The organism is Nonomuraea sp. NPDC054003 (assembly GCF_055585125.1).
Genome location: NZ_JBVJKR010000006.1, coordinates 509,715 through 527,820, shown reverse-complemented (window position 1 = coordinate 527,820; position 18,106 = coordinate 509,715). Strand labels below are relative to the sequence as shown.

The window sequence follows — 18,106 nt, the reverse complement described above, 5'->3', positions numbered from 1 at the left end:
TCGGAGCGCCGCACCGCTCAAGTCACCGGAAGCAAGCGCACCGACAGGAGCACCACATGAAGCACCGCATCGTCGTCCTCGGCGCCGGCTACGCCGGGGCCTACGCGGCCGGGATCCTGGCCCGGCGGCTGTCCCCGGCGGACACCGAGATCACCGTGGTCAACGCCGAGCCGCACTTCGTCGAGCGGATGCGGCTGCACCAGCTCGCGGCCGGGCACGAGCTGGAGACCCGGAGACTCGAAGATGTCTTCGCGGGCACGGGGATACGGCTGCGCCTGGCCCGTGTCACCGCCGTCGACCCCGAGCGCCGGGTCGTCACCGTGGCCGACGCCGGCGGCGAGCTCGGCTACGACACGCTGCTCTACGCGCTCGGCAGCCACGTCGCCGGCGGCGTCCCCGGCGTGGCCGAGCACGCCTTCGACGTCACCGGCCGGGCCTCGGCGCTGCGCCTGCGCGAGCGCCTGGACACCCTGGAAGGACGGGGCGAGGGCGGGAACGTGACGGTCGTCGGCGACGGGCTGACCGGCATCGAGACCGCCACCGAGCTCGCCGAATCCCGGCCCGGCCTGTCGGTCACGCTGGTCGCCCGCGAACAGCTGGGCGCCCGGCTCTCCGCCGGAGCCCGCGGCCACCTGCGGCAGGCCTGCGACCGGCTGGGCATCACCGTCCTGGAGCACACCGGCGTCGAAGCCGTCGAAGCGGCGCGGGTGCTGTGCACGGACGGCACCGCCCTGGCCTCCGACGCGACCGTGTGGACGGCCGGGTTCGCGGTCGGCCCCATCGCCGCCGCCGCCGGGCTGGAGGTCACCGAGGCCGGTCGGATCGTCGTCGACCGCACCATGCGGTCGGTCTCGCACCCCGACGTCTACGCCGCCGGCGACAGTGTCCACGCCGTCGGCGAGAACGGCCTGCCGCTGCCGATGTCGTGCGCCTCGGCCGGTTTCACGGGCATCCAGGCGGTCGAGGCGATCGTCGGGCGGCTGACCGGCCGCGAGGTCCCGTCGACCACGCTGAAGTACTACGGCAACCACATCAGCCTCGGGCGGCGCGACGCGATCTTCCAGCTGGTCGACGGTGACGCCCGGCCCAAGGCCTGGTCTATGCGGGGCCGCACGGCAGCGCTGCTGAAGAAGGGCATCATCAGGAGCTCCGCCTGGAGCATGAGCCACCCGACCTTCGGCATGCCGGCCAGGAAGCGCCGCCTGGCCGCCCGGCCCGATCGCTCGGCCGAGGCCGCCGTTGCCTAGAGTCGGCCGCGTGGACGCCTTCGCCACCGAGCAGTTCGAGGCCAGCCGGTCCCGGCTGGCCTCGCTCGCGTACCGTCTGCTCGGCTCCGCCGCCGACGCCGAGGACGCCGCGCAGGACGCGTTCCTGCGCTGGCAGGCGGCCGACCGCGACCGGATCGAGGTGCCGGAGGCGTGGCTGACCAAGATCGTCACCAACCTGTGCCTCGACCGGCTCCGCTCCGCGCGGGCCAGGCGCGAGCGCGCGGTCGGCGTGTGGCTGCCCGAACCGCTGCTCAAGGGCGACCCGATGCTCGGCCCGGCCGACACCTACGAACAGCGCGAGTCGGTGTCCCTGGCCGTGCTGACCCTCATGGAGCGCCTGTCCCCCGTCCAGCGGGCCGTCTACGTGCTGCGCGAGGCGTTCTCGTACAGCCATGCCGAGATCGCCGAGATCCTCGACATCACCGAGTCCGCGAGCCAGCAGCACCTCCATCGGGCCCGGCAGCGCATCGCCGCCGCGCGCCGCGGCGGCGGCGAGATCGACCCCGAGTCCGCCCGCGGGATCGTCGAGGAGTTCCTCGCCGCCGCCGCCTCGGGCCGCACCGAACGGCTGGTCGCGCTGCTCACCGACGACGCGACCGCGGTCTCCGACAGCGCCGGCCTGACCGAGACGCTGCTGCGGGTCGACACTGCGCGGCGCGTCGCCGCCGTCGTACGGGCCGGTCTCAGATCCACACCCGCGAAACGGCGGCTCGCCGGCGGCACGTCCGCCATCCACTACGCGGTGGTCAACGGCGCCCCCGCGGCCCTCTTCGTGGTCGGCGACCGGGTCGTGGGCACCATGTCGTTCGACATCGCCGACGGCAAGATCGCGACCGTGCGCGGCATCGCCGCCCCCGCCCGCCTCGCCCGCCTCGCCGCGGCCTGGCGGCAGCACGACCGGGACACGCCGCTCGTCACCGAGTGGTGACCCGGCCCGAACTTACGGGACCCGTAGGGATGATTCCGTACGGGCCCAGGTCCCGAGTCAGGGCTCTCCCTGATGGCAGGCACCGCGCCGCGTGCCACCATGATCCGGATGCACGCACCACCGTTCCTCTTCTCAGCACTCGTACCAGCGGCCCCGGAAGCGCATGGGAGGGCGCCGGGTGGACTGGATCGCTGAGGGCGTACAGGCGGTCAGCGATCTCCCCTTCCCTCTGCTCGGGCTGGTGGGCGGAGCGATGGCGTTCGCCGAGTCGGGGCTGGGGGTCGGTTCGGTCCTGCCCGGCGAGACGGGCGTGCTGCTGCTGGGGGTCGCCGCCACCACCCCCGGGCGGTTCGCCGCCCTGCTGCTGATCGTCGCGCTGGGGGTCACGGCCGGCGACCACGTCGGCTACTGGCTCGGACAGCGGTACGCCGGTCGCATGCGGGATACGCGGGCGGTGCGACGGCTCGGGGTGCGGCACTGGGATCGCGCGACCGACGCGCTGCACCGTCACGGCGCGGCGGCGGTGTTCCTCACCCGGCTGGTCCCGGTCGTCCGCACACTCACGCCGGCGGCGGCGGGGGCGGCGCATCTGCCCTACAACCGGTTCCTCCCGGCTTCACTGGCAGGGTCGTTGCTGTGGTCGGCGGTGTACGTCGGCCTGGGCGCGTTCGCCGGGGCGTCGGCCGCTCACCTGGAAGGGCTCCTGGGGCGCTTCTCGTGGCTGCTTCTCGCGGCCGTGGCGCTGGTGGCGGCGGCTGTGGCGGTGCTGCGGCGCCGGAGCCGGGCGGCGACGGATCACGGGGACGACGAGCGCGCGTGAGCCATCGATGATACGCGTCGGCCCCGGCCGGGTGGTCCGGCCGGGGCCGACGGCGCGCGGGTCAGTCGGCGCAGATGGCGAAGACGCTGATGCCGACGTCGTTGTAGCCGTCCTGGCGGCCGATGCCGATCCAGCCGCGTCCGTCATCGGTGGGGAACGAGCCGACCAGGATCGCCCTGTTGCCGCGGGCCTCGGCGCCGCCGCCGAGGACCTTCTTGCCGCCGGGGCAGTAGAGCGTGCGGCGCTGGAAGTTGGGGACGTTGGCGTTGGGCAGCGTCACGAGCTGGTAGCCGGAGGGCAGCGCCGCCTGGCGGGCCGCCGCGGCGGGGACGTTCGTCGTGCTGGCCGCGGCGGCGGTGGTCACGCACGCGCCCGCCGCGAGCAGGGCGAGCGGAAGGGTCAGGAGCTTCTTGAACTGCATAACTCTCCTTCTTGCGTGCCCCTGGTGACGCACTCCGGGCAGCACGAAACACGCCGGCGAATGCGGTGCTGGAGAGCGGTGACGGGGGCGAAAGGGCCTGACACGAAGAGTATCCATGCAATTACTCTCCGCGTCCAGAGCCCGATCACGTCAAGAAGTGAACGGGGCGCCCCTCGCGGGAGCGGGCGCGCCTCGCGTCGGCACCCGGGTCAGCGGCCCGGGGAAAGGGCGGACAGCGACATCTCGATGAAGTCCTCGCCGATGTCCACCAGGCTGCGCGGGCCCTGCGGGTCGTACCACCGGTAGGTCCAGTTGAACATGCCCACGATGCCCATCACGGCCACGGTCGGGTCGATGTCGTCGCGGAACTCCCCGGCCTTCGCCCCTTCCGTGATCACCTGGGCGAGCAAGCGGCCCCACCGGTCGGCGTTCTCCTTGATGTCGGTCGCCTCGCCCCCATTCACCACCTGGTCGAGGTTCTCCCGCATGAAGATGAACAGCTCCGGGCGGCGTGACATGGCCAGCACGTACGCGCGCAGCCCGCTGACCAGCTTCTCCGGCGCGGTCGCCTCCTCGGCGACGATCCGCTCCAGTTCGGCGCGCATCTGCTCGATGGGCTGGTGCAGCAGCGCGACGAGCAGTTCTTCCTTCGTGCCGACGTAGTAGTAGAGAGTCGCCCGGTTGATGCCGACCTCGGCCGCCACGTTCTCCAGGGTGGCCTGGGCGTAGCCCAACTGCTCGAAGACGCGCCCCGCGCCCTCCAGGACCTCCTTCCACCGCGCGTCGGACTTGCGGCCGCTGGCCAGGCGTCGCTCCATCCGGCGGCGGGCGATGTCGCTCGGCGGCGGTGGGCGCCGTTCTCGAGGAGCCATCGGTGTCCCCCTCCCTCAGCTCGACTCGCATAAACAGCAACGTTGATGATAGCGCAGGCGGCGGGGGCCGGCGCCCCCGCCGCGGTGGCCGTCACCGTTCCCGCAGGACTCGCTTCAGCACCTTGCCGCTGGCGTTGCGCGGGAGGTCCGGCTCTATCTGGAAGGTCTCCGGCACCTTGTAGCCGGCAAGCCGGGCGCGGCAGAAGTCCCTGGCCTGGTCCTCTTCGAAGGAGGCTCCGGGGGCGACCACCACGTGCGCCCGGACGATCTCACCCCAGCGCTCGTCCGGGACGCCGACCACCGAGACCTCCAGCACCGCCGGATGCTCGCTCAGCACCTGCTCGATCTCGACGGGGTAGACGTTCTCCCCGCCGCGGATGATCATATCCTTCTTGCGCCCGGAGAGGTACAGGTATCCCTCCTCGTCCCGCCGGGCCAGGTCGCCGCCCCGGAACCAGCCGTCGACCAGCACCTCGTTCGTCGCCTCCGGCATGTTGAGATAGCCGGCCATCACCGCGTCGGACCTGGTGACGATCTCGCCGACCTCGCCGTCCGGGACGTCGTTCAGCTCCTCGTCGCACAGCCGCAGGTCCACGCCCATGCCGGGCTTGCCGATCGAGCCGAGCAGGTGCTCGTGGCCTTTCAGCGCCCGGTGGTGGTCCTCGGGAGTGAGCACGGTCTGGAGGCCCGCCTCCGTCCCGGCGCCGAACAGGTTCATGAAGTCGCATCGGAAGGTCTTCATGGCTCTGCGGAGCAGGCTCGGCGACATCGGGGCCGCGCCGTAGGCGATCGACAGCAGGTTGTGGTAGCCGCCCTTCTCGACGCCGGGCTCCTGCAGGAGCATCTCGATCATGGTCGGGACCAGGAAGACCCCGTGGAGCACGTCACGGCGCAGCCACTTGAGCACCGTGGCGGGGTCGAATCCGTCCAGGATCAGCGACGGGTTGCCGCGGGCCACGCCCGACAGCACGTAACACATGCCGGCGGCGTGGAACAGCGGTGCCGGGGAGTAGTGGAACGCCTCCGCCGGCAGCCGCCGCTCCAGGATGCACTGGAACGTCATGTGCTTGACCATGCGCTGGTGGTGCATGACGCCCTTGGGCAGCGCGGTGGTGCCGCTGGTGAAGGCGAGGCACATCAGCTCGTCGTCGTTGATCACCGTGTCGATCTCGTGATCCTCGCCGGTGGCGAGCAGTTGTCCGTAGTCGCGGTCGGCGACGGGGGACTTCTCGAAGCAGATCGCGGCGGTCAGCGTCGGCACGTCGACGGACTCCACCATCGAGGCGTACCGCTCGCTGAAGAACAGCACCTTGGCCTCGGCGGTGCGCAGCAGGGTCTGCAGTTCGGGCCGGGCGAGGCGGTAGTTCAGCGGGACGTACACCGCGCCCAGCTTCATGCAGGCCAGCAGCACCTCCATGTAGCTCGTGGAGTCGGTGGCGAACAGCGCCACGCGGTCGCCCTTCACCACGCCCATGCGGCGCAACTCGTGGGCCACCCGGTTGACGCGGCTGTTGACCTCCGCGAAGGAGTACGAATCGGTATCGGTCACAAAGCATGGCTTGTTCGGCGTGTTCCGGGCGTGGATCCGGATCCAGTCACCGGTGCGGCTCGTGCGCTGCATGGACATCGGCACCCCATCTGGAGTCAAGGGTCAGGAGAACTCCGGCAGCACGTGCGTACCGAGAAGCTCGATCGACTTCATGACCTTTTCATGCGGAATGTCATAGGGCTGCACGAGGCAGAGCAGCAGGTCGGTGCCCACCGCCTCGTACCGCTTGGCCATCTCGACGCACTGGTCGGGGTTGCCGACGATCACCGCGTCGTTCTTGAGGAGATAGTCGAAGTCCAGCGTGTTCAGGTCGACACCGCCGAGGAGCCGCTTGGCGTACTCGTAGCTGCCGAGCTGGGTGCCGTCCTTCCAGTCGCCGAGTTCGGCGATCTTCTTCAACGACTCCTGGACGTACCACCCGAAGCGGGGACCGGCTTCTGCGTAGGCGTCCTCGGTGGTCTCCGCGCAGTGCACCTGGGTGAAGGTGGCGATCTGCTCGTTGACGTACTTGCCGACCGGCTTGGCGCGGCGGATGCCGTCGCGGTACCGGCCGAACCGCTTGACCAGGGTCTCCGGCCCCGACGCGACGGAGAACGACAGCAGGCCGATGCCCTTCTCGCCCATCAGCTCGTGGCTGTCGGAGCTGGAGGACGCGCCCCACAGCGGCGGGTGCGGCGCCTGCAGCGGCTTGGGCACCACGCCCCGCGGCGGGATCTTGAAGTACTCCCCCTCCCAGGAGAAGGTCTCCTCGGTCCAGCACCCCATGATCACGTCAAGGGCCTCCTCCCACATCGGGCGGGTGTCGGAGGGGTTGATGCCGAAGCCCTCCAGCTCGATGCGGGTGCCTGACCGGCCGGTGCCGAACTCCAGGCGGCCGTTGGAGATGATGTCGATGGTGGCCGCGGCCTCGGCGGCGCGCACCGGATGGTTGTACGGGAAGGGCAGCAGCCGGACCCCGTGGCCGATGCGGATGTTCCTGGTCCGCGCCGCGATGGCGCCGTACAACGCCTCGGGCGCGGAGGAATGGGAGTAGTCGCCGAGGAAGTGGTGCTCCACCGTCCAGACGCTGTGGAACCCCAGCCGGTCGGCGAGCTCGATCTGGCGCAGCGTGTTCTCGAAGGCGTCGTACGCGCTGCGGTCGTTCCACGGGCGGGGCACGGGGATCTCGTACATCAGGCCGAACTTCATGTGATAACTCCCTCGTGCAGTGGCAGCGCGGTCACCTGCAGGTCGTAGGCGACCAGCTCGCCGGTCATGGAGAAGGTGACATAGAGCTGACCGTCACCGATGCAGCAGTTCGTCGGCTGTGCTCCCGTGGGGACCTCGATGGTCCGCTTGAGGGCGCCGACGGCGTCATAGACGAAGATGACGTGCCCGACGCTGCCGCAGACGTAGAGGTCGCCGTCGGCGTCGAAGCACATGCCGTCGGGCGAGCCGGCCGGAAGCTTGGCGAAGACCCGCGGGTCGCCGAGGCCCGTCCCGGCCGACCAGTCGAAGACCAGGATCTTGCGGGTCATCGACTGGGCCACGTAGAGCCGGCCGTCCGGCCCGAAGGCGATGCCGTTGGGCATCGCCGGGACCTCGGCGACCTGCGTGATCGTACGGTCCGGGGAGATCGCGCAGATCCGGCCGGGCTTCAGGCCGCGCAGGTCCTCCCAGTTGTGGGAGTCGGTGACGTAGAGCCGGCCGTCGGGGCCGAAGCACAGGTCGTTGGGACGGTGCGGCGGCGGCCCCGGCAGGCCGGTGGCGACCACCGTGACCTGCCCGTCGAGCACCTTCTGCACACGGCCGTCGACCGGCTCGGGCGCGTGCCAGTAGCCGCCGGACCGGGTCGCCGACAGGCCCCCGTTGTCGGCGACGTAGATCGCGCCGTCGGCGCCGAGGGCGCTGCCGTTGGGCCCGCCGCCGAGCCGGGCGAGCACCGTCTTGCCGCCGTCGGCCGCGACCCGGGTGACCACCTGTCCCTGCATCTCGACCACGGCCACGGCCCCGTCGCCCAGATGGCTCGGCCCCTCGGGGAAGCCGAGGCCGCCGGTGACGACCCGGAACCCCGGGCTGGTCATGGCCGGACCGGTCCGAGGGCCTTGACCCGCGGCATGACCTCGGCGGCGAACAGGCGCAGGTTCTTCTCGGCGGTCTCCGGGGTCATGCCGGCGAAGTTGAACACGCCGTTGAACCCGTCGTTGCCGACCTTCTCCTGGATGGCGACGATGCGCTCCAGGCACTGGTCGGGGGTGCCCCAGATCTGCAGCTCGATGAAGTTGTCCACGACGCGGTCGGAGCCGTGCTTCTGGATCGAGCGGGCGAGCCGCTGGTAGTACTCGTAGCCGAGCGTGGTGTCGAAGTGCCGCCCGCCCAGCTCGTAGTGGTTCAGGACGTACTCGTAATAGCCGCCGATGTACTCCTGGGCCATGTCCCTGGCCTTGATCGGGTCCTCGTCGCAGCAGACCCAGCCGGTGACCAGCGGGGCCGGCGCGTCGACCCCCTTGATCTCCTTGAAGGTGGCCCGGTAGCCCGCGAGGTCCTCGGCGACCTCCATCCAGTCCTTCTGCGGGTTGATCAGGATGCCCGCGCCGATGTCGGCCATGATCCGCACCGACTCGGGCGACACGGCGGCGGCGTAGAGGCGGTCGTCGAACCTGCGCGCCGGCTTGGGGCGCAGCTCGCGGCGCGGGATCTGGTAGTACTTGCCGTCGTACTCCAGGATGCCGGTGTCCAGGGCCGACATGATGATGTCGGCGGCCTCCACGAAGCGCTCACGGGACTCGCCCATCGGGATCCCGAAGCCCTCGAACTCGATGCGGCCGAGGCCCCGGCCGAGACCGAAGACGAACCGGCCGTTGGACACGATGTCCAGGACGGCGACCTGCTCGGCGACCCGGATCGGGTCGTGCCAGGGCAGGATGACCGCGCCGGAGCCGAGCTGGATGCGCTCGGTGCGTCCTGCCATGTAGGTCAGGAACTGCAGGACGTCCGGGATCATGGTGTAGGACGTGAAGTGGTGCTCCACGCCCCACAGGGCGTCGAAGCCCAGCGGTTCCGCGAGGTCGGCCAGGCGGAGCTCCGTCTGGTAGATCTCGTCGTCGGTCGCGTTCTCGTGACCTTCGAAGATGCAGGTCATACCTACACGCATGGGGATTTATCCTCCAAAGGATACGGCGCTGCCGGCCGTGGAGCCCGTGGCCAGTTGCTGATAGCGGCCATGACAGAAGATCAGGGGTCGGCCCTGCGCGCGGACGCCGAGGTCGAGCACGCGGCCCAGGACGAACAGGTGGTCACCGGCCGGGTAGCTGTGCTCGAAGGCGCAGTCGAACCAGGCCAGCGCCCCGGAGATGACGGGCGAGCCGGTGGCCTCGGACAAGGTCCAGTCGACCCCGTCGAACTTGCGGCCACCCGATCGCGCGAAGCCGCGGCACAGGCTCTCGTCGTCCTCGCCGAGGACGTTCACGCAGAAGGTGCCGAGCGGCACGATCAGCGGCCAGGTCGTGGACGTCCGGGCCGGCAGGAAGCCGACCAGCGGCGGGTCCAGTGACGCCGAGACGAAGGACCCGACGGTGAGCCCGACCGGGCCCTGTCGCGTCATCGCCGTCACCACGGCCACCCCCGTCGGGACGTGGCCCATCACTTGCCGGAACCGATCGGAGTCGAACATGTCGACCGCTGGCCGACGGGTCGGGGTTCGGACCACCATCTGCCTCGTCTCCCAGGTCGTTGGATCGAGTCTGCTGGTACGCGCCGGGTTTCCGCGTGCACGTCACCATTGATGTTGACGTCACGCTAGCATCGCGCCTAGTTTGCGTCAACGTGGATGCTGACAGAAATCCCCCGGCGGGTCCGGCCTTCGGCGTCATGCTCATTCCGAAGGTGTCCTGGCAGACGCTGCGAGACCACTGCCTGCTGGCCGAACGGCTCGGATTCGACCACGCGTGGGTCGACGACCACCTGACCAGCCCGGCGGATCCCGCGCAGGACTGGCTGGAGGCCTGGAGCACACTGGCGGCCCTCGCGACCGCGACCACGACGATCCGCCTGGGCAGCCTGGTGTCCAGCCCGGTGGTGCGTCATCCGGCGCTGCTGGCCCGCCAGGCCCTGACCGTGGAACGGATCAGCCAGGGGCGGCTGGAGGTCGGCCTCGGCTCCGGGTACGCCGACTCCGACCACGCGCTGGCCGGTTCGCGACCGTGGCCGGGGCGGGAGCGCGCGGAGCGGTTCCGGGAGGCCGTCACGCTCGTCGACCGGGTCCTGCGCGGCGAGCCTGTCGAGCCCGGGCGGTACTACCGTTCCCGCATCCCGCCGCTCGGCCCCCGGCCGGTGCGATCCCCGCGTCCGCCGCTCACGGTCGCCGCCCACGGACCGCACGCCATGGCCACCGCCGCGCGGTACGGGGACGCCTGGAGCACCTTCGGCGGCTTCGGCCTGCCCGCGGCCGAGCACCTCGACCGCACCGCCCGCCAGGTGCGCCGGATGGAACGCGCGTGTGAGAAGGCCGGCCGGGACCCGGCCACGCTGGGCCGGACGCTGCTGACCGGCCGCCCGCTGGTCAGCTCGGAGAACATGTGGGCCGGCCCGGACGCTTTCGCGAGCTTCGTCTCCCGCTACCGTGCGGCCGGCATCGACCGGTTCGTCTTCTACTGGCCACCGCAGGACTACTGGCCGCACGGCCAGGCCGACGAGGACACCGTCCGCCGCATCGTCACAGATGTCATCCCGGCACTGCGGAACAGCTGAGCGCCGTCAGCTCGCAGCGGCCCGCCGCGAAGGACGTCCGGCGCTGCGGGGCGGCTGAGCGCCGTCACGGAGGTCGTCCGGCGCTGCGGGGCGGCTGAGCGCCGTCACGGAGGTCGTCCGGCGCTGCGGGCGTCAGCCCGTGGCGGCTCGCCGTGTCTCGTGCGCCGCGGCGAGTCGCCGGCGGAAGTCGGGGGCGGCCATCGCCTGTTCCTCCAGGGCCAGCGACAGGGGCAGCACCTGGGCGACCGCCGCGCGTACGGCCGCGTTGATCGTGGCCTTGGTGCCGCGTACGGCCGCGCGGGGCAACTCGGCCCAGCGTCCGGCCAGCGCCAGGGCGGCGTCCAGGGCGGAACCCTCGGTGACCAGCTCGTGCAGCAGCCCCCAGGCGACGGCCTGGTCGGTGCTGATCATCTCGCCGCCGAGCAGCAGCCGCTTGGCCCGCTGCGGCCCGGCGAGCAGCGGCCACAGCGCGGCGGGGCCGTTGCCGGCGGGCAGCCCGACCTGCACGTGCGCGTCACCGAAGCGGGCCGAAGGCACGGCGAAGGACACGTCGGCGGCGGAGGCCAGCATCGCCCCCAGCCCCGTGGCGTCGCCGTTGACCGCGGCGATCAGCGGCTGGTCCAGCTCCAGGATGCCGTAGACGATCTCGGCGGCCTCCTGGATCGGCGTCAGGCCGGTGAGCGAGGCATAGGGACGGCCGGGGTCGGTGTCCCCGCCGGCGCAGAAGGCCTCCCCCGCGCCGGTGAGCACGTAGACCTCGGCGTCAGTGCTCCGCCGCGCCTCGCGGAACAGCGTCGACAGCTCCGAGTGCATGACGTCGTCGACGGCGTTGCGCCGCTCGGGGCGGTTCAGCGTGAGTACGGTGACGGCCCCACGCCGCTCGATGGCGATCCTGCGATAGTTCTCCTGGCGCAGCACGTACGGCCTCCTCGGTCATGTCGGGACGGACTCCCCGGGCGGTGTGCCGAGCCCGGCCCAGAGCGTGTCCAGCTCGGCCCAGAGCGCCTCGGGCAGATCGGTGGTGAACCGCGCGGCGTTGGCGACGACCTCGCCGGCGTCGCGCATGCCGACGACCACCTGGGTCACGGCCGGATGCCGGAGCGGGAACTGGATCGCCGCCTGGGGCAGCTCGGCGCCGTGGCGCCGGCAGCGGTCGGCCATCCGGCCGGCGGCCTCCAGCAGCCACGGCGACGGCGCTCGGTAGAGGTAGGGCAGGCCGGGCCCGGGCCGGGCGACGGCGAGCAGCCCGGAGGCGTACGGCGCGGCGGCCAGCACGGGAACCCCGGCCTCATGGCAGCGGGCCAGCAGCGTGGCGGCCGAGCGCCGCATCAGGTTCCACTCCCCCGCGATCATCACGGTGTCGACGGCCCCGGCGGCGACCAGCGCCTCGGCGGCCCGCGGCCGGGTCGTGCCCACCCCGATCGCGCCGACGGCGCCCGCCCGGCGCAGCTCGTGCAGGGCGGGAACGGCCTCGTCGAGCGCGGGACCGAGCAGGTCGTCGGGGTCGTGCAGGAAGACCGTGTCGAGCCGGTCGAGTCCGAGCCGCTCCAGCGAGGTCTCCACGGTGCGCCGGACCCCGGCGGCGGTGAAGTCGAAGCGGGGTTCCCGCCGGGCGGCGGCTCCGTCCAGCCGGTACGGGTCGGCGATCGCCATCGTCCGGCGCCCGACCTTGCCGCTGACCGTGAACCGGTCACGCGGCAGGCCGCGCAGCGCGGTGCCGAGCAGGCGTTCGGCGGCGCCGTCCCCGTAGCTGGGAGCGGTGTCGAAACTGCGCAGGCCGCACTCCCAGGCGGCCTCGACGGCCGCGACGGCGATCTCCTCGGCGCGCTCCGGCCCGGTGTCGCCGCCCGCCGCGGCGAGGCCGCCGATCGGGCCGCTGCCGAAGCAGAGCCGGTCCAGCCTGGTGTCCTGCATTCTTGACCCCCTTTCGGGTGCGACCCTAAGCTTCGTCAGCGTCTACGTCAATGCTGACAGAAGGAGTTCGACATGCTCGTCGGACGTGCCGTGCTGGTGACCGGGGCCGGCCGGGGGCTGGGCCGTGCCTACGCCGTGGACGCCGCACGGCACGGCGCCGCCGTCGTGGTCAACGACGTCGACGCCGGGGCCGCCGGCGAGACCGCCGCCGAGATCGAAAGGGCGGGCGGGCGCGCCGTGGCCGTCCCGAGCGACATAGCCGACCCCGGCCAGGCGGCGGCCCTGGTCGGGGAGTGCGTCGCCGCGTTCGGCCGCCTGGACGGCCTGGTCAACAACGCCGGGCTCTACCACGAGGCGCTGCCCTGGAACGAGGACCCGCGCCGGCTGCGGGAAGCCGTCGGCGTCAACGTGCTCGGCACCGCGTACTGCCTCGACGCGGCGGCCCGGGCGATGCGGGGCGCGGGCGGCGGGTCCATCGTCAACGCCTCGTCCCTGGCCATGTTCGGCTACCCGAACATGGCGGCCTATGCCATGACCAAGGGCGCCGTCACGGCGCTGACCTGGGCTGCCGCTCTCGACCTCGAAGCCGAAGGAATCCGGGTCAACGCCCTGTCGCCCAAGGCCCTGACCCGGATGACCCGTGACGCGATCAGCCGCGCCCCCACGCCGGACGGCGCGGGCGCCCCTCTCGACGGCATCGACGGGATGTCGCCCGCCGCCGTGGCGCCCTTGGTGACCTACCTGCTCAGCGACGCATCGGAGGGCGTCACCGGGCAGTTCTTCAGCTTCGACGGCCGGCGTCTCGGCATCGTGCCGCACGTGGGACTCGCCGACGCTCCGCACGCCGTACGGGAGCGGTGGAGCGCGGCGGACGTCGCCGCGGCGTTCGACGGTGATCTCGGCGCCGGGCTCCAGCCCTACGGCGGGCAGGGACGGCTCCCGCCGCGGCGGCGCGGCTGACGTGGCGGGCGCCGTCAGCGCAGCGGCATCGGGAAGCCGTCGAGATCCGGGAAGCACTGCCGGATCAGGTCGATCTCGTCCATGGCGCAGGTCGGCACCCGCACCGCCGTCTCGCCGGCCACCACCGAGGGCAGTGCGGCGGCGGCCTCCTCCACCGTCAGGTCCGGGGAGAAGTAGCCGTCTGTCGTCGCGATCAGGATGCGCGCGAGCCGGCCGCCACCGGCGGAGACGACCTCGCCGGTGACCGGGCAGTCGCGGTGCGCCAGGGCGAGCACCACCGCCGCGACGCGCGCCGGGTCCAGCTTGGGATCGAGCTTGCCGTACACGTCGGCGGCCATCCGCGAGCTCGCCACCGGGGCGATGGCGTTGACCCGGATGCCGAGCGGGGCGCCCTCCGCGGCCAGCACCCGGGTCAGGCCGACGACGCCCATCTTCGCCGAGGCGTAGACGGCCGAGCGCTTCTGGCCGAACAGGCCGACCGACGAGGAGGTGTTCACGATCGAGCCGCCGCCCTGGGCGGCCATGTGCCGCCAGGCGGGGACGATCAGGTGGTAGGCGCCGAGCAGGTGCACGGACAGCGACAGGTGCACGTCGTCCATGCCCACGTCGCCGAAGTCCTTGGGCCGTCCGACGCCCGCATTGTTGATCAGGACGTCCACCCGGCCGAAGGCGTCCACGGCCGCCGCGATGATCGCCTCACCGCCGGCCGGGTCGGCGACGCTGCTCGTCTCGGCGACCGCCACGCCGCCGGCGTCCGCGATGTCCCGCGCGGCCGATCGGGCGGCCTCGGCGTCGAGGTCGTTGACCAGCACCCGCGCGCCGCGCCGGCCCAGCTCGCCCGCGTACGCCCGGCCCAGGCCGTGCCCGGCGCCGGTCACCACCGCCACCGCGCCGTCGAAGTCGAGTTCGGGCATGTGTCACTCCTTCGTCGATGGCCGGGGTGCGCGCCGTCGCGCACCCCGGCCGCCGGTCACTGCAGGTTGAGCTTGGTGAAGTTGCCCGTGCTGCCCTCACGGTTGATCAGCTCGCCGATCGGCTTCCACTCGCCGATCTTGCTGGTGGTGGCTCCCTCGTAGCGGAACATCTGGCCGCCCTCGAACAGGTAGGCGTCCTCCACGCCGTTCATCTTCGAGGTCAGCCCCTCGACCAGCAGCGGGTACGGCTGGCTGATGGTGCGCGCGGCCACGGCGATGTTGGCGCGGTTCAGCCCGCCCTGCATCGCGTCGGCGTTGCGCAGCACCGCCACGAGGTACCAGCCCCAGAACCAGCCGTTGGTGTACTGCGCGACCTCTGGGTCCAGCCCGTCCTTCTTCATCTGCTCGGCGTAGAGCTCGGCGTACTCCGGCGCCTTGTTCGCCGGGTCGCTCGGGTTGTAGTAGTACTGGATGACCATGGTGCCGTCACCGGTCAGGCCCTCCTTCTGCAGCGGCGCCAGCGACGTCTCGATCTGCGCGCACGAGTTGCCCGTGATCACGTCCGGGTCCCACGAGCTGCGCTCGACGCCGCCGATGGCCTGCACGCAGAACGTGCCGGCGACGGCGAAGATGGCGACCTGGGCCTTGCTGGCCGCCGCCGAGGTCAGCTGGTCGGTCATGTTCGGCGCCGACGGGTCGATCAGCTCCTTGGCGACGATCTTGATGTTGCTGCCTTCGGCGGCGTCGGTGAAGGCGGCCTCGTACGCCTTGCCGAAGTCGTTGTTCATGGCGACCACGGCGACGGTCGCGCCGTCGGGATACTTGTCGGAGATCCAGCGCTTCCAGAGCCCGGCCTCGTTGCCGTAGTTCAGGCCCATGCCCGTGGTCCACGGGTAGTTCTCGACGTCTCCCCAGCGGTCCTCGGAGGAGGCCACCAGCAGGTGCGGCATGCACTCGTCGTTCATGACGTCGCGGATGGCGCCGTTGTTGGACGAGCCGAGGATCGCCACGCTGGCCGCGTACTTGTTCTCCTGGATCGCCTTGTCGACGTTCTTGCGGGTCAGGTCCGGCTGGTAGTGGTCGTCCAGGATGTCGAGCTGGATGGTGCGCCCGCCGACGCCGCCGTTGGCGTTGACGTACGAGAGGTAGTTCTTCAGTCCGTCGCCGATGTAGCCGTACGCGGCGAGCGGGCCGCTGTGCGGCATGCTGGTGAACAGCCGGATCTCCTTGTCGGTGATGCCGGTGTTGATGTCGTAGTCGGTGGGACACTTCGACACGTCCAGCTGGAAGCCGCCGGAGCCGCGGAAGACGCACCCGTCGCCGACCTGGCCGAGCGAGGCGTCGACCTCGGCCTTGGGGATGTTCGGGTTGTCTGCGGCGGCGGTCACGTTCTGCTCGGCCCCGGAGACGCACATCTCCGCGGTGGCCGCCTGCTTGTCATGGGAGCACGCGGTCAGGCTCACCGCGGCCAGGAGGACCACGGCCACAGCCGCGGGTCGTACCGTTGAGAACACGAGCTCAGCCTTTCGTCGGTGCACCGGAGTTCTCCGGTTGCGGGGACGACGCTGTCTGGGATCCCCCTGCGTCCGCAGACGGCGTCGGTTGGGAGGATGCGGAAAGCTGGAACCTGCGCCAGCCCGCGGGGACGGGGTCGGTGAACTGGACGAGCCGCCGGCCGGCCTTCTCCAGGCCGCCGGCCACTCCTGTCGGCATCAGGAAGACGATCGCCAGCAGCAGCAGGCAGGAGATGATGCCGACGATCTGGCCGCCGTCGCTGCCCTGGAACGCCGGCAGCGCGGCGGCCCAGTCGGAGACGAACGTGCGGAGGGTGACGAAGATGATCGCGCCGGGGATCGCGCCCAGCATGGTGCCGCTGCCCCCGGCGACCAGCGCCACCAGGAGGAAGATCGACAGGTCGAGTGTGTAGCGGGTGTCGGACGCCTGTGGCAGCTGGATCGCCAGCAGCGATCCGGCCACTCCTCCGAAGGCCCCGCTGATCGCGAAGGCGAAGATCTTGACCCGGGCGACCTGGACGCCGCTGGCCGCCGCGCTCAGCGGGGCCTCGCGCAGCGCCACCATCGACCGGCCGATCCGGCTGCGCAGGATGCTGCGCGCCACCAGGAAGACCAGCACGGCCACGGCGGCGATGACGTAGAAGCGCACGATCGAGGGGCCGACGCGGGTGTAGGGGTTGACGAAGAACCACTCCGGCGCCTGCATGGCCTCGCGGGCGAACTTGCCGCTGGTGCCGCCGGTGAGCTCCTCGAACCGGATGACCAGCGCCGGGAACAGCGCCGCCACCGCCAGCGTCACCGCGGCCAGGTACAGGCCCCGGATGCGCAGTGCCGGGATGCCGATCAGCGCGCCGACGGCCAGGCAGATCACGATGGAGACCGGGATGGTCGCCAGGTAGGGCCAGTCGTGGTCGGCGACCAGGATCACCGTGGTGTAGCCGCCCAGCCCGATGAACGCGCTGTGCGCCAGCGAGATCTGCCCGCAGTAGCCCATCAGGATGATCAGTCCGAGGATGGCCACCGAGTAGGCGGCTATCTGCGAGAGCGTGTCCACCTGGGACACGGTGCCGAGCAGGTGCGGCAGGCCGAGCAGCAGCACCGCCGCTCCGCCGGCCAGGGCCAGTCGCAGCAGCCGGTGCCGGCGGCTGCCCCGTTCGATCCGCAGCGGCATCACACACGCTCCATCGCTCGGTTGCCGAAGAGTCCGGCCGGCTTGAACTGCAGCACCGCGATGATCATCGCGAAGCCCACCACCAGGCCGAGTTCGCTGCCCACGCCGGGCAGGTATCCGGTCACCAACGAGACGCTCAGGCCGGTCAGCAGGCCGCCGGCCAGGGCTCCCCGGATGCTGTCGAGGCCGCCCAGGGTGGCCGCCGCGAAGGCGTACACCAGGATCTTGTTCATGAACCCGGGGTCGACGTACGTCGACGGGGCGATCAGGCAGGCGCCCAGGGTGCCGACGGCGGCGGCCAGCGCCCAGCTGAACTGCACGGTGCGGCCGATGTCGATGCCGAGCAACCGGGAGTTCGCCACGTCGTTGGCCACGCAGCGGAAGGAGAGGCCGAGACGGGTGCGGTTCAGCACCAGTTCCAGCACCACGACCGCGCCCACCACCAGCAGCGCCGTGCCGATCGCCTGGTAGGACAGGCGGGCCCCGGCGATCTCGATCGCGTCCGCGGTGCCCTGCGGGAACGGGCTGGGGAAGCTCAGCGGCCGGAAGCCCCAGACCAGCGCGGCCAGCGCGTTGAAGCCGAGGAACAGCGCCAGGGTGACGATGATGATCGCCATGTGGTTGTCCGGGTCGAACGGGCGGATCAGCACGCGTTCGAGCACGGCTCCGCCGAGGCCGGAGACGACCATCGCGATGACGATCGCCGGCAGCACCGGCATCGGCCACATCTCCAGCACGGTCAGCGCCAGATAGCAGCCCAGCATGGCCATCGGCCCCTGGGCGAAGTTGATGATTCCGGTGGCCTTGAAGACGATCACCAGGGACAGCGCGGCCAGGCCGTAGAGCAGTCCGTTGGTGATGCCGTCGAAGAACCGTTGCAGGTACAGCTGCGCGCCGCCGTCGATGACGGCCCAGACGGAGAAGGCGGCGAGCAGCACGATGACGACGAGGACGGCACGCAGCCGCGCCCGCCGGCGGCGGGCGGCGACGACGTCGAGGTCGGCTTGACCGCCGGATACCGCCTGGGACAACACGGTGCCCATGCAA

General features: G+C 71.4%; 18 protein-coding genes. 5 read left to right on the top strand and 13 right to left on the bottom strand.

Going from position 1 to position 18,106, the window contains the following annotated elements:
- The first annotated feature begins 56 nt into the window (after positions 1-56).
- The 3 genes from ACZ6YG_RS19075 to ACZ6YG_RS19065 all read left to right on the top strand — a co-directional run bounded on the left by ACZ6YG_RS19075 (position 57) and on the right by ACZ6YG_RS19065 (position 3,016).
- Positions 57-1,247: an NAD(P)/FAD-dependent oxidoreductase gene (locus tag ACZ6YG_RS19075; RefSeq protein WP_466018731.1), complete on the top strand. Its 1,191-nt coding sequence runs from the start codon at positions 57-59 to the stop codon at positions 1,245-1,247.
- 10 nt (positions 1,248-1,257) lie between these two features.
- Positions 1,258-2,196: a sigma-70 family RNA polymerase sigma factor gene (locus ACZ6YG_RS19070; protein WP_219547926.1), complete on the top strand. Its 939-nt coding sequence runs from the start codon at positions 1,258-1,260 to the stop codon at positions 2,194-2,196.
- Between the two features lie 178 nt (positions 2,197-2,374).
- On the top strand, positions 2,375-3,016 hold the full coding sequence (locus tag ACZ6YG_RS19065) for a DedA family protein (RefSeq protein ID WP_466018730.1): 642 nt from the start codon (positions 2,375-2,377) through the stop codon (positions 3,014-3,016).
- Between the two features lie 61 nt (positions 3,017-3,077).
- Here the strand turns inward: ACZ6YG_RS19065 and ACZ6YG_RS19060 are convergent, their stop codons facing one another.
- The 7 genes from ACZ6YG_RS19060 to ACZ6YG_RS19030 all read right to left on the bottom strand — a co-directional run bounded on the left by ACZ6YG_RS19060 (position 3,078) and on the right by ACZ6YG_RS19030 (position 9,510).
- Positions 3,078-3,437: a hypothetical protein gene (locus tag ACZ6YG_RS19060; RefSeq protein ID WP_148029795.1), complete on the bottom strand. Its 360-nt coding sequence runs from the start codon at positions 3,435-3,437 to the stop codon at positions 3,078-3,080.
- Between the two features lie 209 nt (positions 3,438-3,646).
- Entirely contained in the window at positions 3,647-4,309 is a 663-nt protein-coding gene (locus ACZ6YG_RS19055; RefSeq protein WP_148029794.1) for a TetR/AcrR family transcriptional regulator, read from the bottom strand.
- 91 nt (positions 4,310-4,400) lie between these two features.
- The gene (locus ACZ6YG_RS19050) at positions 4,401-5,930 is read right to left on the bottom strand and encodes a class I adenylate-forming enzyme family protein (protein WP_261808839.1); all 1,530 of its coding nucleotides are present in this window, start codon (positions 5,928-5,930) and stop codon (positions 4,401-4,403) included.
- 30 nt (positions 5,931-5,960) lie between these two features.
- A complete protein-coding gene (locus tag ACZ6YG_RS19045; RefSeq protein WP_219547919.1) occupies positions 5,961-7,046 on the bottom strand; it encodes an LLM class flavin-dependent oxidoreductase in 1,086 nt (361 codons plus the stop codon).
- Positions 7,043-7,921: an SMP-30/gluconolactonase/LRE family protein gene (locus tag ACZ6YG_RS19040; protein ID WP_219547917.1), complete on the bottom strand. Its 879-nt coding sequence runs from the start codon at positions 7,919-7,921 to the stop codon at positions 7,043-7,045. The genes ACZ6YG_RS19045 and ACZ6YG_RS19040 overlap by 4 nt, the downstream gene beginning before the upstream one ends.
- Positions 7,918-8,991, bottom strand: coding sequence for an LLM class flavin-dependent oxidoreductase (locus ACZ6YG_RS19035; RefSeq protein WP_148029790.1), 1,074 nt, complete (start codon positions 8,989-8,991; stop codon positions 7,918-7,920). The genes ACZ6YG_RS19040 and ACZ6YG_RS19035 overlap by 4 nt, the downstream gene beginning before the upstream one ends.
- Positions 8,992-8,997: 6 nt before the next feature.
- Entirely contained in the window at positions 8,998-9,510 is a 513-nt protein-coding gene (locus ACZ6YG_RS19030) for a flavin reductase family protein (protein ID WP_187280996.1), read from the bottom strand.
- Positions 9,511-9,707: 197 nt separating this feature from the next.
- Between ACZ6YG_RS19030 and ACZ6YG_RS19025 the strand changes: the two genes are divergently transcribed.
- Entirely contained in the window at positions 9,708-10,586 is an 879-nt protein-coding gene (locus tag ACZ6YG_RS19025) for an LLM class flavin-dependent oxidoreductase (RefSeq protein ID WP_466018729.1), read from the top strand.
- A 132-nt stretch (positions 10,587-10,718) separates the two neighbouring features.
- Here ACZ6YG_RS19025 and ACZ6YG_RS19020 read toward each other — a convergent pair whose 3' ends face one another.
- Both ACZ6YG_RS19020 and ACZ6YG_RS19015 read right to left on the bottom strand, forming a co-directional pair.
- Positions 10,719-11,504: an enoyl-CoA hydratase/isomerase family protein gene (locus ACZ6YG_RS19020; protein ID WP_148029787.1), complete on the bottom strand. Its 786-nt coding sequence runs from the start codon at positions 11,502-11,504 to the stop codon at positions 10,719-10,721.
- A gap of 15 nt (positions 11,505-11,519) precedes the next feature.
- Positions 11,520-12,500 (bottom strand): aldo/keto reductase, encoded by a 981-nt coding sequence (locus tag ACZ6YG_RS19015; RefSeq protein WP_466018728.1) that lies wholly within the window; start codon positions 12,498-12,500, stop codon positions 11,520-11,522.
- Between the two features lie 72 nt (positions 12,501-12,572).
- On the opposite strand from ACZ6YG_RS19015, the gene ACZ6YG_RS19010 reads away from it, so the two are divergent.
- Positions 12,573-13,460, top strand: a complete 888-nt coding sequence (locus ACZ6YG_RS19010) for an SDR family NAD(P)-dependent oxidoreductase (protein ID WP_466018727.1) — start codon at positions 12,573-12,575, stop codon at positions 13,458-13,460.
- 14 nt (positions 13,461-13,474) lie between these two features.
- Here ACZ6YG_RS19010 and ACZ6YG_RS19005 read toward each other — a convergent pair whose 3' ends face one another.
- From ACZ6YG_RS19005 to ACZ6YG_RS18990, 4 genes are read right to left on the bottom strand one after another with little or no spacing between them, the layout of a single operon-like run.
- The gene (locus ACZ6YG_RS19005) at positions 13,475-14,374 is read right to left on the bottom strand and encodes an SDR family NAD(P)-dependent oxidoreductase (protein ID WP_466018726.1); all 900 of its coding nucleotides are present in this window, start codon (positions 14,372-14,374) and stop codon (positions 13,475-13,477) included.
- 56 nt (positions 14,375-14,430) lie between these two features.
- Positions 14,431-15,861, bottom strand: a complete 1,431-nt coding sequence (locus ACZ6YG_RS19000) for an ABC transporter substrate-binding protein (RefSeq protein WP_466018725.1) — start codon at positions 15,859-15,861, stop codon at positions 14,431-14,433.
- Between the two features lie 31 nt (positions 15,862-15,892).
- Positions 15,893-17,059, bottom strand: a complete 1,167-nt coding sequence (locus ACZ6YG_RS18995; protein ID WP_466018724.1) for a branched-chain amino acid ABC transporter permease — start codon at positions 17,057-17,059, stop codon at positions 15,893-15,895.
- Positions 17,059-18,102 carry a branched-chain amino acid ABC transporter permease gene (locus tag ACZ6YG_RS18990; RefSeq protein WP_345483029.1) on the bottom strand — a complete coding sequence of 348 codons (1,044 nt, stop codon included), beginning with the start codon at positions 18,100-18,102 and terminating at the stop codon, positions 17,059-17,061. The genes ACZ6YG_RS18995 and ACZ6YG_RS18990 overlap by 1 nt, the downstream gene beginning before the upstream one ends.
- Positions 18,103-18,106: the final 4 nt, after the last annotated feature.